Below are 14,903 nucleotides of genomic sequence, written 5' to 3'. Positions count from 1 at the left end.
ATAAAAAATGAAATTCTTTGTTTTCTGTACTCCCGAACAAAAAAACACTGGTACGAAGAAGAGAGTCCCGGATCGATGAAAAAAAATTCCGTCAAATCAGGATATTCAGGCGCGAAAACGATCTATATCCGAAAGCTACGGTTCGAGGAAGCGCAGCAGAAACTCGAAAGGGAAATCCAGGAAGCATTTTTAGCCGGAGAAACTCTGATTGAAATCGTTCACGGAATCGGAGAAGGAATTCTTAAAAAATTGGCGATGGATACGATCCGGTCCCACGATTTTCTAAAAGAGATCGACTATTCGACATACGGAATTTCCAACCCGGGTTCCACCTTGGTCGAAATACTAGGTCCGGATAAGGAAACTCTCAAAAGGTATCTCAGATGACAAAAACAGAAACTAGATTGGAAATTTTAGACGTAACCCTGAGAGACGGAGAGCAAACCAGAGGAGTCAGCTTTTCCACTTCCGAAAAACTGAATATTGCTAAATTCTTATTACAAAAACTCAATGTGGATCGAGTCGAAATTGCATCCGCCCGCGTTTCCAAGGGAGAATTTGAAACCGTACAAAAAATCATAGAATGGGCCGAATCCGAAAAACTCACGGATCGAATCGAACTTCTGGGATTTGTGGACGGAAACAAAACCGTGGATTGGATTCGGGACAGCGGCGCAAAGGTTTTGAATCTTCTTACCAAGGGTTCTTTGCATCACTTGGAAAAACAGTTAAACAAAACTCCTAAGGAATTTTTCACGGACGTTTCCTTCGTCATCGAATACGCGATCAAAAACGGACTCAGAGTCAACGTATATCTGGAAGATTGGTCGAACGGTTTTAGAAACAGCCCCGACTACGTGATGGCCCTTGTGGAACACTTGAGCAAGGAACATATAGAAAGGATTTTTCTTCCCGACACGTTAGGCGTTCTTTCTCCCGAAGAAACGTTTCAAGGAGTGGATTCCCTTCTTCAAAAATATCCGAATCTTCATTTCGAATTTCACGGACACAACGACTACGATCTTTCCGTAGCGAATAGTCTCCAGGCGATCCGCGCCGGGGTCAAAGGACTTCACGCATCCATGAACGGTCTCGGAGAACGAGCGGGAAATACTCCGTTGGAAGCCCTCATCACCGCGATCCACGATAAATCCGGAGCGAAGACGAACGTAAACGAATTATCGATCACGGAAGCGAGTCGACTTGTGGAAGTGTTCAGCGGAAAAAGAATCTCCGCAAACAGACCGATCGTGGGAGAAGACGTGTTCACACAAACCGCGGGAGTTCACGCGGACGGGGATAAAAAAGGAAATCTGTACGCAAACCCGATTCTCCCCGAACGTTTCGGAAGAAAAAGAAGTTACGCGTTAGGCAAACTCGCGGGCAAAGCGAGCATCTCCGAAAACGTAAAACAACTCGGAATGGTGCTCAGCGACGTCGTGCTTCAAAAAGTACTCGAAAGAGTGATCGAACTCGGAGATCAGAACAAACTCGTAACTCCGGAAGATCTTCCGTTTATCATCGCAGACGTTTCCGGTAGAACCGGAGAAAAGGTTCTTACAATCAAATCTTGTAATATACATTCCGGCATCGGAATCAGACCGCACGCTCAGATCGAAATCGAATATCAGGGAAAGGTTCACAAGGAAATTTCGGAAGGAGACGGCGGATACGACGCGTTTATGAACGCTCTTACGAAAATCACGAACCGCTTGGGAATCAGCATTCCGAAACTCTTGGACTACGAGGTAAGAATTCCTCCCGGCGGAAAAACGGACGCGCTCGTGGAAACCATGATTACCTGGAACAAATCTTTCGATTTGGAAGAGGATCAGACTTTTAAAACGATGGGAGTTCACCCGGATCAAACGATTGCGGCCGTTCATGCAACGGAAAAAATGCTCAATCAGATCCTGCAACCATGGCAAACCTAAAACTTTTATTGGTGGGAATCGGAAATCCCGGCCAGAAATACGTACACAACCGGCATAACATCGGTTTTGTGATCCTCGACGCGTTTTTAGATTCTTCTTCCGGAGGCGTTTATCAAACGAACTCCAAGTATTCCCTTGCGAGAACGGACGAGGACGGAATCACTCTCTTTTATCTGAAACCTCTCGAGTTTATGAATCTTTCCGGAAAGGCCGTTGCGGAAATCGCAAAGAAGAACGGAATTGTTCCCGAAAACATTTTGGTCATCCACGACGAAATCGATTTTGAATTCGGAAAATTGAAACTCAAAGGCGGCGGCGGGCACGCGGGTCACAACGGTCTCAGAGACATCGTCGAAAAACTCGGAACCAATACATTCTTCCGTTTGCGATTCGGAGTCGGAAAACCTTCGACAGCATCGGAAGTTCCCGATTATGTACTCTCCAATTTTCGTCCCGAAGAACGAGAAAAAATTCCCGAGCTGGTCAAGTTGTCTTTGCAAAAAATCTCCGATTGGATCCGAGAAAGGAAAAACGGATTTCAGAAACTCTCCGATAAATAAATAGAACCGGGCCCAAGCGCTTCGGTTCGCGCGACCTTTCCTTAGCTAAAACGAAGTTAAGTCCGATCGCGCTGTAAAGAAATTATTTACGGAGTATTCAATTGGGCGATTATCCTTTCCGACTTCCGCAATTCGCATCCGCGTCGCAAAACGAGGCGGCTGAGAAATTCATCACTTACCTAAGAATCGAAAAGAATTATTCGCAGAATACGTTAAACGCATACAGCATCGATCTGAAATTCTTCTTCGACTTTTGTCAAAAAGAACAACTCGATATTCTTCAGATCGAACCCGTCGATATCCGTTCCTACTTCGCGTATCTCGCCAAACAACACGGACTCGACCGAAGATCTCAGAGCAGAAAATTATCCTCGCTCAGAACCTTCTACAAGGTGCTTCTCCGAGAAGATTTGATCGTTTCCAATCCCGCGATGCAGATCAGCTTTCCCAAGGTAAGAAGGGAAATTCCGAAAAATTTTAGAATCAACGAAACCGAAGAAATTTTGGAATTCGAAGCGGAAAGAACCTCGGAGATTTTGGACATCCGAGACAGGGCCATGATCGAAGTTTTATATTCTTCCGGGCTCCGCGTTTTCGAGCTTGTGAACGCGAAACTTTCAGCGCTCTCCAAGGATCTAACGATTCTCAAAGTTCTCGGAAAGGGTCAAAAGGAAAGATTCGTATACTTCGGTAAGGAAGCGGTCGCTTCTCTTCAAAAATATCTGGAGTATCGAAACGGATTTTTCCCCGAAGCCGAGGAAATTTTTCTGAATCAAAAAGGAAAGAAACTGACGACCCGGGGCGTACGTTATATTTTGAATGAAAGAAGAAAAAAAATGGGTTGGGAAAAAACGATCACACCCCATAAATTCAGACATACCTTTGCGACCGATCTTCTCGACGCGGGTGCGGATATCAGAGCGGTGCAGGAATTGCTCGGACATTCTTCCCTTTCCACGACTCAGATTTATTTGAGCGTGAGTAAGGAAAAAATCAAAGAGGTTTATAGAAAGGCCCATCCCCATGCCAGAAAATAAAATTCGTTCCACAACAATTCTTTGTGTACGCAAAAACGGAAAAGTAGCCATCGGAGGAGACGGACAAGTTTCCATGGGAAACACCGTCATGAAAAATACGGCGAAAAAAGTAAGAAGGCTTTACGACGGTAAAATTCTTTCCGGCTTTGCGGGCTCTGCGGCGGACGCGTTTACTCTGTTCGAACTTTTCGAAAAAAAGGTTCAGGAATTCGGAGGAAGTCTTTCCAGAAGCGCGGTGGAACTTGCAAGAGAATGGAGAACGGACAGAATGCTTCGACGACTCGAAGCGTTGTTGATCGTCGCGGACAAGGAAGAATCTTTTTTGATCTCGGGAACCGGGGACGTAATTTCTCCGGACGAAGGTGTGATCGCGATCGGTTCCGGCGGAAACTACGCATTAGCCGCCGCGCAAGCCCTTTACAATCACACGAATCTTTCGGCAAAAGAAATCGTGGAATCCTCGATGAAAATCGCGGCGGAGATTTGCATTTATACGAACGATCATATCACGATAGAAGAAATTCTTTAAAGATACAGTTATGACAGATCATCCAAAAGACCAAGACCTCATATCGTCCGCCGAAGAGGAACTTTCTCCTCGGGAAATCGTAACCAAGTTGGACGAACATATCATCGGCCAAAAGAACGCGAAGAAGGCGGTCGCCATCGCTCTCAGAAACAGAACCAGACGTAAAAAACTGGATCCGGAAATGAGAGAGGAGATTTATCCGAAAAACATCATCATGATCGGACCGACCGGAGTGGGAAAAACGGAAATCGCAAGAAGACTTTCCAAACTCTGCGGAGCGCCCTTTTTAAAAGTGGAAGCTACGAAATATACCGAGGTCGGCTATGTCGGAAGAGATGTGGAATCCATGATCCGGGATCTCGCCGTAATCTCCATGAATCTGGTAAAACAAGAATTTAGAACCAAGGTGGAAGAAACCGCAAAACAAAAAGCGGAAGAGGCGCTTCTTGACATTCTTCTTCCGTTTCCCGGTGAAAACAAACACGGCGGACAAGGAATGGGCTTTGCCGCCTCATCACCGTTAGCCGATGAAGAGGAAAGAAAAACTCATTTTCTCGAAACCAGAGAATTTATGAGAAAGAAATTAAAAACCGGAAAACTGGACGATCAAGAAGTGGAACTCGATCTTCCGAATCCGAGCGCTTCCCAAATTCCGATGCTTCAGGTGTTCGGAGCCGGCAACTTGGACGATCTGGACAATCAACTGCAAAACGTTTTGGGAGATATGCTCCCGAAAAAGAATAAAAAAAGAAAACTCAAAATTCAGGAAGCGTTGAAGGCCTTGGAAGAATCCGAAGCTGAAAAACTTTTAGATCCCGACAAGGTGCAAAGAGAAGCGCTCCGCAGAGTGGAAGAGATGGGAATCATCTTTCTGGACGAAATCGATAAGATCGCGGGAAGGGAAGGAAAAAGCGGAGCCGACGTTTCGAGAGAAGGGGTTCAAAGAGATCTTCTTCCCATCGTCGAAGGTGCGACGGTAAACACAAAGATCGGTCCTGTCAAAACCGATCATATTCTTTTTATCGCGGCGGGCGCGTTTCATATGACAAAACCTTCGGATTTGATTCCGGAGTTGCAGGGAAGATTTCCGATCCGAGTCGAACTGGAAAAACTTTCCAGAGAAGACTTTGAAAAAATTCTCACGGCGCCTCGTTCTTCTTTGACAAGACAGTATGAAGCTTTGCTTTCCACGGACGGGATTCATTTGGAATTCTCGCCCGATGGAATTCAGGAAATCGCAAGAATCGCCTACGACATGAACGAAAAACACGAGAACATCGGAGCCAGAAGACTCAACACGATTTTGGAACGTCTTCTCGAAGAAGTTAGTTTCGAAGGCCCGGATCTTCCGGAAAATCAGAGAAAGGTAAAGATCGACGGTAAATACGTCGCCGATCGTTTGCAAGGTGTGATTCAGGATAAGGATCTGAGTCAGTATATTCTTTAAAAAAAGAACACGGATTCTATTTGACCTCTTTTGAAAAAGAGAGGCATATAGGTCCATGCAATCTCCATTACAAATTTCAAACGTTAGGTTTCCTTTTCGTCCCGATTGGAAAAAAATTTCCATCGCCTTCGTTCTGTTTGCGTCGCTTGCATTTTTGAACGGTTGCGAATGGATTCAAAAAACCCTCGTAGAAGTATTGGGCGCGCCCGATAAGTACAAGTCCGAAGGCGATCCGAATCTTCTCCAACCGAACTATTCGGGTAAAGACGCAACCAAGGAAAAAATAGTCATTTCTCTGAAAGAAGTTTCGGCGGGTTTTCAACAACCCACGGACATTCAATTCCCTCCGGGAGAAAACGAAACCTTTCTCGTCACGGAACAAAAAGGGACCTTACGTTGGGGCAAGGTTCGCAAAAACGAAAGCGGAATATTATTGACTTTGAATGTTCTTTCCGAAGCGGAACAAGGACTTCTCGGTCTCGCGTTTCATCCGGACTTTGCAAAGAATGGAAAACTCTATCTCAACTACGTTCTTAAGGTAAACGGAAAGGACACAAGCCGTGTGAGCGAATGGATCGTTTCTTCTCCGAAAGAATTGGATAAATCCAAAATCACGTCCGAAAGAATCGTGATGGAAGTGTTTCAACCGTATCCGAATCACAATGCGGGACAACTCGCGTTCGGACCGGACGGTTACTTGTATGTAGGTTGGGGCGACGGCGGTTGGAAGGACGATCCGAAAAAGAACGGACAAAATCCGAAAACATTACTCGGAAGTATGCTTCGGATCGACGTGAATTCTCCCGAAGGTGGAAAAGGATATTCGGTTCCGAAGGACAATCCTTTTATCGACAACGCGTGTTGCGCTCCCGAGACGTTCGCATACGGTTTTAGAAATCCGTGGAGATATAGCTTTGATCCTCAAGGAAGATTGATCGTAGCCGACGTAGGACAGGATCTTTGGGAAGAAGTAAGCATCGTAGAAGCCGGAAAAAACTACGGATGGAATATTAAAGAAGCCTCCCATTGTTTCGAACCGAAGCAGAATTGCAGCCAAGAGGGCCTTAGCGATCCGATCTATGAATACGGAAGGGAAGAAGGGCAATCGATCACGGGCGGATACGTTTACTCAAATAAGGCGATCTCTGATTTAAACGGAAAATACGTTTTTGCGGATTTCGTTTCCGGAAGAATCTGGGCTTTGGAACTTCCCGAGGTTTCCGGTCAACCCGCCAAAAAAGTTTATACGTTAGGGAAATGGCCGGTTTTGATTTCTTCTTTCGGAAAAGACGCGGCGGGAAAAGTTTACTTAAGCGATTTCGGAAGCGGCAAGATCTATCGGATCGATCCTAAATAAAAGAATCAAGGATCGAACGGGAAACGAGATGCCGAGAAAGAACGCGAATCCAGGTTCGATTTTTCTATCTAAGAATTGTTAAGCGACTTTCCGAAGTCGCTTAACAAAACAAAACGAAGAAATTCAAAAAAATCGAAATCGAATCTATCTCAAAAATCCATTTTTAAACCGGCGATCGGATACTTCATGTAAACGGTCGTGGTTCTTGCTCCGGATGTGATCGTAAGAAGATCCAACGGATTCAAACCGATGGAATAAAATCCTTCGTCGATCATCGCAATTCCGAAACCCGCGCTTTCTTTTTCGTTCAAGAATTCCGGACGGAAAAAATCGGCCGAATTGCCTTGATCGAAGAGTTCCTTATGTTTGATTCTGGAATCCTGAATTCTTTGAAAATCCAAATGATGGATCGGAGAATCGTTTCGAATCCGAAAGCTGAGTTCTTCCGGAGTGATCCGAATTTTCAAAGAGATATTCATATTGTATTTCTTGATCTTTGCGCGAACGTCCGTTAAAAAAACCTTTTCGGTTTCCGAAAGAACCTTTTTCTTCGTGCGAATCTTATCCTCTAAGGATAAAACGCTCTGCACTTGTTTTTTCACCTTATCGGGAACGATATAACGATGCATCGCGTCCCGAAGAAGAGAGGTTTCCATGATGATTTCCAAAAGTTCTTCCGCGTCTTGATGACTGGATTCTCCCTCGGCTAATTTTTTTAAGAGTTCGTCTCGGAAGATGATGTGGCGGATGTTTGCCTTGATCGCGTTGAGTAGGGCCTCCATAAGACCGCTAAAGAGATGAAAACCCGCCAAAGGGTTCGCACCGATTTCATCGAGGATTCCGTTTACGAGTTCGGATAAGATATCGCGGGTGGGTTTTGTAAGACCTTTGAGTTCAAGGTGAAAGAATTTCTTCTTCTTTAAAGCCTCGATATTTTTCAGAATCTCGCTACCTTTCAGCGCTGTTTTCTGGTTTGCCATATATCCCCACCGAGTTTTTTAGGTATCATTGATGCGCAAAGTCTTTTACGCAAGTTTGTTTTAAATCATGGAACCAAAATCCGATATTTTTGAATTGATCACGCCGGACCTAGGCGATACCGATAAGATCGAACTTGTTCATTGGAATTCGAAGTTAGGTGACTCCATAGAACCCGGTCAGGAAGTATTAGAGCTCGTAACCGACAAGGCTTGCTTCCCGATGGAGTCTCCCGTCAAAGGAAAACTAACGCAAATTATAAAAGAGAAAGGATCTATCGTTCGTAAAGGCGATGTGTTGGGAATCTTAGAACTTTTCAAAGCCGAATGAAGATCGTTCACCTTTCAGACTTACACTTTCCGACCCCAGTGCCCTTCTTTCAACTCAAAGGAAAGATGTTCGTAGGCTACCTGAACTACAATCTGAGAAGAAAGAAAAAATATCCGAAAGAGATCTGGGAATCCATTCTCGGGTTTATCCAAAAAACGAAACCGGACGCGATCGTAGTATCCGGCGACATCACAAACGTATCGCACGAGGAAGAATTTAGAACCGCCGGAAAATTGTTAAGCGAACTGCCCCGCGAAAAGGTTTTTTACATTCCCGGCAACCACGATCGTTACATGAAACAGTCCGTAGGCGAAAACGCGTTTTACGAAAGATATTTTTCGGATCTTTCCGGCCAATCAATTTCGCATAACGCGCATTATATCCGAATCAAAAAAATCGGCGATCTTCATTTTGTAGGTTGGGATTCGAGCGTTCCTCTTTCGATTCTCGATGCGTACGGAAGAATTCAACCGGAAGTCGTGACGCAGACAAAAAAAATTCTCACGGAGAAAAAAATCGGCGATTACGTTTTGGTTTGTCATCATCCGATTTGGAATCCCGCGGACAGACAGGAAACGGTTCATCATAAACTTCTCAATCGGGAAGAGGTGGCTTCTCTCTTAAAGGAAAAACCTCCTCTTGCGTATCTACACGGGCACGTTCACACGAATTGGGTAAAACAACCCGGAGAAGAATTGCCTTATTACGTTGTGAATTCGGCGTCCAGCACAAGGCTTTCGGATCGTCGTCACGAATGCGGATTTCACACCTTGGAAATTCAAAAACGCAACGTCAAAATTCAAAGATATACTTATAATACGGAACAGTCTAAATTTACGGAAGCTCCCCTAGTTTCCTACTCGGAAAAGGAATAGAATGGCAACAATCGAAGCAGTCAAAATTCAAAGAGAACTCACAAAGATCAAACACCCCGAACTCAAAAAGGATATCGTATCCCTCGGTATGGTCGGTTCCCTGGACATTCAAGAAGGAGAAACGAATATTCTCCTGAAAACCCCGAGCCAAGACAGAAGAATTCAAATCGGACTCGAGGCGCAGATCCGTCAGACCCTGACCAAACTCGAAGGAGTCGGAAAGGTTAAGATCAAGTTCGAAGTCGATCCGAAACTCGTGCTCGACGATTCCAATAAAATTCCCGGAGTTAAAAAAGTGATCGCGATCGGTTCCGGAAAAGGCGGCGTGGGTAAATCCACCGTGACCGTAAATCTCGCGGCGACCGCGGCTTCTCTCGGTTACAAAGTAGGAATTTTAGACGCGGATATCTACGGACCTTCCGTCGGAAAGATGTTCGGAGTCAACGGAAGAGTCGCTCTCAAAGCCGAAGAGGATAAGATCTATCCTTTGGAAAAGGACGGAATCAAACTGATTTCATTCTCGTTCTTAATCGATGAAAAACAACCCGTGGTCTGGAGAGGACCGATGCTCGGCAAAGCGGTCGAACAATTTTTATACGACATCGTATGGGATGAACTCGATTATCTTTTTATCGATCTTCCACCCGGAACCGGTGACGTGCAACTTTCTCTCGCGCAGTTGATCGACTTAAACGGAGCGGTCATCGTAACAACTCCGCAATCCGTTGCGCTCTTGGATGCGACTCGCGCTACCGCGATGTTTTCTCAGGTGAAAGTTCCGATTCTTGGAATCGTGGAGAACATGAGCGAATTCATTTGTCCGAAGTGCGGACACGCTTCTGCCATATTTAGCAAGGGCGGAGGGCAGAAGTTAGCCGAATCATCCGAGGCAAGCTTACTCGGTGGCATTCCTTTGACAATGGACATTATGAACGCGGGCGAAGACGGCAAACCCGTCGTACTCAAAGATAAAAACGGTCCCGTGTATCAAGCTTACAAAAGTATATTCGATAACTTAAATGAAGAAATAAAAAAGTGGGAATAATACGCGCTTTGGAGTCTGTTGTACATAGAGATGGGAGGTGAACCTTGAAGTTTGAAAAGGGATCCGAAAAAAACCCTACGGGCAATTTGATCGTATATTGCAACGTATTTGGTGAAAACCCTCTCAGCCCCGGAGGAAAGATCATCGCGTCTAACGTAGTGGTCAGCTTTCTAAAAATCGGCGAAAATTTTCCCGTCGTAACATTTCCACCCGTGTCGTTGGAAAGTTATGAAGAATTGAAGAAGGTCATTTCCGAAAATATCGAGAAATACGACGTGATCAAAATCCGCGATTTCGAAATGCCCGCGTCTAAAGAAGCTTCCAACGATTACATCCAAGAAAGAATGGATCAGTTCAATAGCGTAGTCATCAAATACGTGGAGATCTGTAAAAATCGGGAAGTAGGCGGAGGACAGGTCAGTTTTCCGGAAGAGGAAAGCGGAGTCCGGGAATATCTGGACGCTCTCGCAAATCTTTCCCTGAAAATCAGAAGATCCACCGGAATCGCAAGAGAAGCTTCGTTGATCAAAATGGATCAGCTTGTGGAGAATTTTTCCACGAAACATCCTGAGTTCGATTTGGATAACTTCAAAAAGGCCTTGTCCTTACCGGGACAAACCGGAGAAGAATTGATCGGCTTGTATCTTCAGAAGTTCAACGCGATCTCCAAAGAAAACTACGAAGACGCTTCCACTCTGAAAAAGAAGATTCACGACATCGAGTATTTCGCTTAACAAAACGACTAAAACGAATTCGTTTTAGTCTTCCGAAATCCGAGGAGTCCATCTTGGGTATAGATCCAATTCCATACCCAAGAGTCTAAAAACTCTTTCGCTGATAAAATCGCCCAAATCCTCCAAAGTCTTCGGCATTTGATAAAATCCCGGAGAAGCCGGAAGAATCGTCGCACCCGCGTCGTGAAGTTCCAACATGTTCTTGAGATGAATCCGATTGTAAGGAGCTTCCCTCGGAACGAGGACGAGAGTTCTTCTTTCCTTTAAGGTCACGTCGGCGGCCCTTTCGATCAGATTCTCCGTCAAACCAGCGTTGATCGACGCGATCGTTTTCATCGAGCACGGAAGGACGGCCATCGCGTTCCAAGGATTGGAACCCGACGCGATATCCGCGCCTATGTCCGCAAAATTACGGATTTCGAATGTATGTTTGGAATTTTGAATCGAGTATTTGTTTTCGATAAAATCCAAAAGTTCCCGAGGAGAGGAAACCTTACATTCCATCTCTTCCCTGAAAACGCGCAAAGAAGCGGAGCTGCAGATAAAAAACGTGGTTCCTTCCAGAGTATATAAGGCTTTTATAAACCGTTCCGCGTAGATGGAACCGCTGGCCCCCGCCATTCCTAAAACGAGTTTCATTCTAACCTAAAACCACGAGGTAAAAAAATCGATCGAGCAACAAACCGCCGAAAAGAACCAAAGAAATATACGAATGAATCTGATAGAACTTGGGCGGAAAAAAATTCTCCCCAGCGGCCCTTGCGATCTTATGTTCTTGGAACAAAAGATATCCGGTGATCGCCAAAAAAATCAAAAACACGGGACCGAGTCCGGAAACGATTCCCGCATAAAAAAGTAAACCGATACAAAGAACGTGACTTACAATCGCGATCGTTAAAGAATTTTTTCTTCCGAACTTCGCGGGAACGGAATACAATCCTTCCTTTCGATCGAAGTCCTGATCCTGAAGCGCGTACAGAATATCGAATCCCGCCAAGTTCAAAGCGAGTCCGATCGTCCAAAGCAAGGGCTCGAGAACGATTTCTTCGCGAATCGCAACCCAAGTCGCCAGAGGTGCAAGACCGATGGAAAATCCCAAAATAAAATGACAAAGCCAAGTGAATCGTTTTGCGAGAGAATATCCCAAAAGAATGATCAAGGTCGGAAAGGAAAGTCCGAAGGCCATCGGATTGATGAACCAACTCACGATAAAAAATCCGAGAGAAGATAAAACCACGAAACCGATCGCGGATTTTTTGGAAATCTTCCCCGCAGGAATTTCTCGGTCCTGCGTTCGTTTGTTCTTCGCGTCTATGTCGGTGTCTACGATTCGGTTAAAACCCATGGCCGCGGATCTCGCGAGAACCATGGATAACAAAATGAGAATCGAAAGAACGATCCAATCCAAAACCGATCTTCCGTATGTTTTTAAGAAAGCGAGCGTAAACGCGATTCCCGCAAACGGGAGGGCGAATAGGGTATGAGAAAACTTGATGAGACTTCCGTACTGCCTGAGAGATGTTAGAGTTATGTTCATGTGGGATGGGATTTTTAAAATTCCAAAATTCTTTTCCTACATAAAATCCAACGGAAAGTTTAAAAAGCGATGATTTTTTCGCCGCGTCCCGAAGGATACGCTTATGACCGTAGCTTTGACAAAAACTCCCGTATCCACGGAAGCGATCCGTTCTTTTCTCGAAAAAATCATCCAAGATCCCGCGCAACATTCCAGATGGTTGAATACGATTTCGTTCTTGGAACATATGGGTTCCCGAAAAATTCTCGCGACCCAAAGCGGCTTCGGAATGGGAGAAATGATTCTCAGACACGCATCGGAAGAAGCGAGACACGCGCATTTTTTCAAAAGAATGAGCGAAAGAATTTCACCGGGTTCCTGCCCCGATTATCAATCCGAGAATCTTCACTGCGGTTTTCCGGCGTTTTTATACTTTCAAAGACTGGACGGAATGGTTTTAAAAAACCTAAACTCCGCCGGAATCAAAGGCAAACGACAATCCTTTCTTTCCTATCTTTACGTGACCCATCTTATCGAAGAAAGAGCGGACTTTTTGTATCAAGAATACGATCGGATTTTGGAAGAAAATAAAATTCCAGTAAGTTTAAAAGCGATCCTCAAAGAGGAAGAATCTCATCTCGCCGAAATGCAGAGTTCTCTCGCGGCGGAAGATCCGGAATACAAAACGCGTTATGCGTTCTTTCAGGAAAAGGAAGAAAAGAATTATCTGAAGTTCGAAAAATCACTTTTGAAATCCGTGGGACTTTAAACGATCGCCGATGTTCCGATCCGCGCGTAGACAAGCCGTCGCAGTTCTTCTGATTCTAAGTATATTCTGTTTTCAGAATGTATTTTCGGAAACGGGTGGTCTTAGAGACCGCCCCGTAAGCGTCGTATTTGTTTGCGAACCTTCTTCCAAGGCGGATAAACCCCGGTTTTACAAATCGACTTCGTTGTTTTTCAAACGACTCAAAAACAAACGCGCGCAAGAAAACGGAACCGCATTTCTTGTCGGTTACGGTTCCTTTGCTTCCGAGATCCCGAGCGAACAACTGAATCTCGCCGCGCAAAACGGATACGATCTTTATATCTTTCCCAAAAACATAACGGAGAATTTGCCTTCTTCCGCAAACAAGACCTTGCCTTGGATCGCATTTGCTTCCGAAAAGAAAGTTGAAACGTCCAAGCCTACGAACATTCCGCCGAAATCAAAAAAATCTTCTTCAAAATCGAAAAAGAAAAAAACAAAACCCAAAAAAGCGAATGTAGCAAAGGATTCTCCCAAAACCCAAACGAATTCGACTTCCGTTTCTAAACCAGTGTCGACTTCGGTTCCAACTTCGACGGATTCAAAAACGAAAACCAAAGAATCCACGCCCACGAATTCAAATGTAGAAAACAAAGAACCCGATCCTAAAGAATCGATTCCTCAGAAATCTTCGGAAAACGCCGCTTCTAAAAAAAAGAACGTTAAAACGAAAAACAAAACCTCGAAAACAAAAAAGAATCAAGGCAATTCCACCGCGAAAAAATCCGCAAAGAGAACGGAACCGAGCAAAGATTCTTCCTCGGAAACAAAGAACTCGATGAAAGAAAATTCCGATCCGAAAAAAAACGAATCTTCTTCTTTCGAATTGCAATTCGATTCTTTGAAGTTTTGGTTTTCCACTCTCACGAACGCGATCGAGTTTCCTTGGGAATCGGATAAGATTCTATTCTTAACCGGAGATCAAACCGCGGAAGAATGGTCTTCGGCTTTTTCCGGAAAAACGGAAGAAGCCACTTTGATCCGGCTTTTGAATTCGCCTCAGGATCTGAAATTCAACGAAGGAATTTATTATACGGGTTGTGCATCTCCCGGAATTCCGAACGGAGTTTCCGTTTTGAATTTTTTCTTTCGGGGAAATCGATTGATTCGACTGAAGCAGGAAAGTTTTTCTCTCAACAGCGACGGTTCCGGGAAATCCTGGGAACTGGAATGACGATTTTACTTTTCGCATAGACCGACCCCGGAAAATCTGGACTCCATGAGTCTGAATTGCGGCATCGTAGGCCTTCCCAACGTAGGTAAATCCACTATTTTCAACGCGCTTACCAAAGCGGGCGCACAGATGGAAAATTATCCATTCTGCACCATCGAACCGAACAAAGGAATCGTGGAAGTTCCGGATTCCAGACTGGATCGATTGGCCGAAATCGCAAAGCCGCAAAAGATCGTTCCTGCAATCATCGAATTCGTCGACATCGCCGGTCTTGTAAAAGGCGCGAGCCAAGGAGAAGGACTTGGAAATAAATTTCTTTCCCATATCCGGGAAGTCGACGCGATCTGCCACGTTGTGCGCGCTTTCGAAGACGAAAACGTAACCCACGTTCACGGAAAGGTGAACCCGGTCGACGACGCGGCTGTGGTAAACATGGAATTGATCTTCGCCGATTTGGACAGTGCGGACAAACAATACCAAAGAGTCGCAAAAAACGCGAAGAATGGAAACAAAGAAGCCCAGGAAATCGCGGTCGTTTTGGAAAAGATTCTCGATCTTTTAAAAGCGGGAAAACCGGCC

At 44.9% G+C, this 14,903-nt stretch carries 17 protein-coding genes (1 of these 17 cut by a window edge); 14 read left to right on the top strand and 3 right to left on the bottom strand.

What is annotated here, in order from left to right; translation table 11 throughout:
- Positions 1-75 precede the first annotated feature (75 nt).
- The 7 genes from LEP1GSC052_RS05095 (at position 76) to LEP1GSC052_RS05065 (ending at position 6,864) form a co-directional block, all read left to right on the top strand.
- Positions 76-387, top strand: a complete 312-nt coding sequence (locus LEP1GSC052_RS05095; RefSeq protein WP_010574745.1) for a Smr/MutS family protein — start codon at positions 76-78, stop codon at positions 385-387.
- Positions 384-1,934, top strand: coding sequence for a (R)-citramalate synthase CimA (gene cimA / locus LEP1GSC052_RS05090; protein ID WP_010574744.1), 1,551 nt, complete (start codon positions 384-386; stop codon positions 1,932-1,934). The genes LEP1GSC052_RS05095 and cimA overlap by 4 nt, the downstream gene beginning before the upstream one ends.
- Entirely contained in the window at positions 1,922-2,494 is a 573-nt protein-coding gene (gene pth, locus LEP1GSC052_RS05085; protein WP_010574743.1) for an aminoacyl-tRNA hydrolase, read from the top strand. The genes cimA and pth overlap by 13 nt, the downstream gene beginning before the upstream one ends.
- Positions 2,495-2,595: 101 nt before the next feature.
- Positions 2,596-3,531: a tyrosine recombinase XerC gene (gene xerC, locus LEP1GSC052_RS05080; RefSeq protein ID WP_010574742.1), complete on the top strand. Its 936-nt coding sequence runs from the start codon at positions 2,596-2,598 to the stop codon at positions 3,529-3,531.
- Positions 3,518-4,060, top strand: a complete 543-nt coding sequence (gene hslV, locus LEP1GSC052_RS05075) for an ATP-dependent protease subunit HslV (protein WP_010574741.1) — start codon at positions 3,518-3,520, stop codon at positions 4,058-4,060. Before xerC ends, hslV begins: the two co-directional genes overlap by 14 nt.
- Positions 4,061-4,070: 10 nt before the next feature.
- A complete protein-coding gene (gene hslU / locus LEP1GSC052_RS05070; protein WP_020985834.1) occupies positions 4,071-5,507 on the top strand; it encodes an ATP-dependent protease ATPase subunit HslU in 1,437 nt (478 codons plus the stop codon).
- A gap of 55 nt (positions 5,508-5,562) precedes the next feature.
- Positions 5,563-6,864 (top strand): PQQ-dependent sugar dehydrogenase, encoded by a 1,302-nt coding sequence (locus LEP1GSC052_RS05065; RefSeq protein ID WP_010574740.1) that lies wholly within the window; start codon positions 5,563-5,565, stop codon positions 6,862-6,864.
- A gap of 149 nt (positions 6,865-7,013) precedes the next feature.
- On the opposite strand, the gene LEP1GSC052_RS05060 is transcribed toward LEP1GSC052_RS05065, so the two are convergent.
- Positions 7,014-7,844, bottom strand: coding sequence for a hypothetical protein (locus LEP1GSC052_RS05060; RefSeq protein ID WP_010574739.1), 831 nt, complete (start codon positions 7,842-7,844; stop codon positions 7,014-7,016).
- A gap of 67 nt (positions 7,845-7,911) precedes the next feature.
- On the opposite strand from LEP1GSC052_RS05060, the gene LEP1GSC052_RS05055 reads away from it, so the two are divergent.
- The 4 genes from LEP1GSC052_RS05055 to LEP1GSC052_RS05040 are packed head-to-tail and all read left to right on the top strand — an operon-like array spanning position 7,912 to position 10,826.
- Positions 7,912-8,172, top strand: coding sequence for a lipoyl domain-containing protein (locus LEP1GSC052_RS05055; RefSeq protein ID WP_010574738.1), 261 nt, complete (start codon positions 7,912-7,914; stop codon positions 8,170-8,172).
- Positions 8,169-9,047 carry a metallophosphoesterase family protein gene (locus LEP1GSC052_RS05050; protein WP_020986628.1) on the top strand — a complete coding sequence of 293 codons (879 nt, stop codon included), beginning with the start codon at positions 8,169-8,171 and terminating at the stop codon, positions 9,045-9,047. The genes LEP1GSC052_RS05055 and LEP1GSC052_RS05050 overlap by 4 nt, the downstream gene beginning before the upstream one ends.
- 1 nt (position 9,048) lies before the next feature.
- On the top strand, positions 9,049-10,092 hold the full coding sequence (locus LEP1GSC052_RS05045) for an Mrp/NBP35 family ATP-binding protein (RefSeq protein WP_010574737.1): 1,044 nt from the start codon (positions 9,049-9,051) through the stop codon (positions 10,090-10,092).
- A 44-nt stretch (positions 10,093-10,136) separates the two neighbouring features.
- Complete coding sequence (locus tag LEP1GSC052_RS05040) at positions 10,137-10,826, top strand: hypothetical protein (RefSeq protein ID WP_010574736.1); 690 nt, start codon at positions 10,137-10,139, stop codon at positions 10,824-10,826.
- A 24-nt stretch (positions 10,827-10,850) separates the two neighbouring features.
- Here the strand turns inward: LEP1GSC052_RS05040 and LEP1GSC052_RS05035 are convergent, their stop codons facing one another.
- On the bottom strand, positions 10,851-11,465 hold the full coding sequence (locus tag LEP1GSC052_RS05035; protein WP_010574735.1) for a UbiX family flavin prenyltransferase: 615 nt from the start codon (positions 11,463-11,465) through the stop codon (positions 10,851-10,853).
- 1 nt (position 11,466) lies between these two features.
- Positions 11,467-12,363, bottom strand: a complete 897-nt coding sequence (locus LEP1GSC052_RS05030) for a 4-hydroxybenzoate octaprenyltransferase (RefSeq protein WP_010574734.1) — start codon at positions 12,361-12,363, stop codon at positions 11,467-11,469.
- Between the two features lie 103 nt (positions 12,364-12,466).
- On the opposite strand from LEP1GSC052_RS05030, the gene LEP1GSC052_RS05025 reads away from it, so the two are divergent.
- The 3 genes in view from LEP1GSC052_RS05025 to ychF are tightly spaced (at most 45 nt apart) and all read left to right on the top strand, a layout consistent with a single transcriptional unit that may run on beyond the window.
- Entirely contained in the window at positions 12,467-13,111 is a 645-nt protein-coding gene (locus tag LEP1GSC052_RS05025; RefSeq protein ID WP_010574733.1) for a hypothetical protein, read from the top strand.
- Between the two features lie 10 nt (positions 13,112-13,121).
- Positions 13,122-14,324, top strand: a complete 1,203-nt coding sequence (locus LEP1GSC052_RS05020; RefSeq protein ID WP_020985767.1) for an LIC11612 family fibronectin-binding protein — start codon at positions 13,122-13,124, stop codon at positions 14,322-14,324.
- Positions 14,325-14,369: 45 nt separating this feature from the next.
- Positions 14,370-14,903 carry the start of a redox-regulated ATPase YchF gene (gene ychF, locus LEP1GSC052_RS05015; protein ID WP_020985674.1) on the top strand. It continues 564 nt past the right edge of the window, so only the first 534 of its 1,098 coding nucleotides appear in the window; it begins with the start codon at positions 14,370-14,372; the stop codon falls past the right edge of the window.

Origin of the sequence: Leptospira kmetyi serovar Malaysia str. Bejo-Iso9, from assembly GCF_000243735.2 — a bacterium.
Lineage (GTDB): Bacteria > Spirochaetota > Leptospiria > Leptospirales > Leptospiraceae > Leptospira > Leptospira kmetyi.
This window is presented reverse-complemented; position numbering and strand designations above follow the sequence as displayed.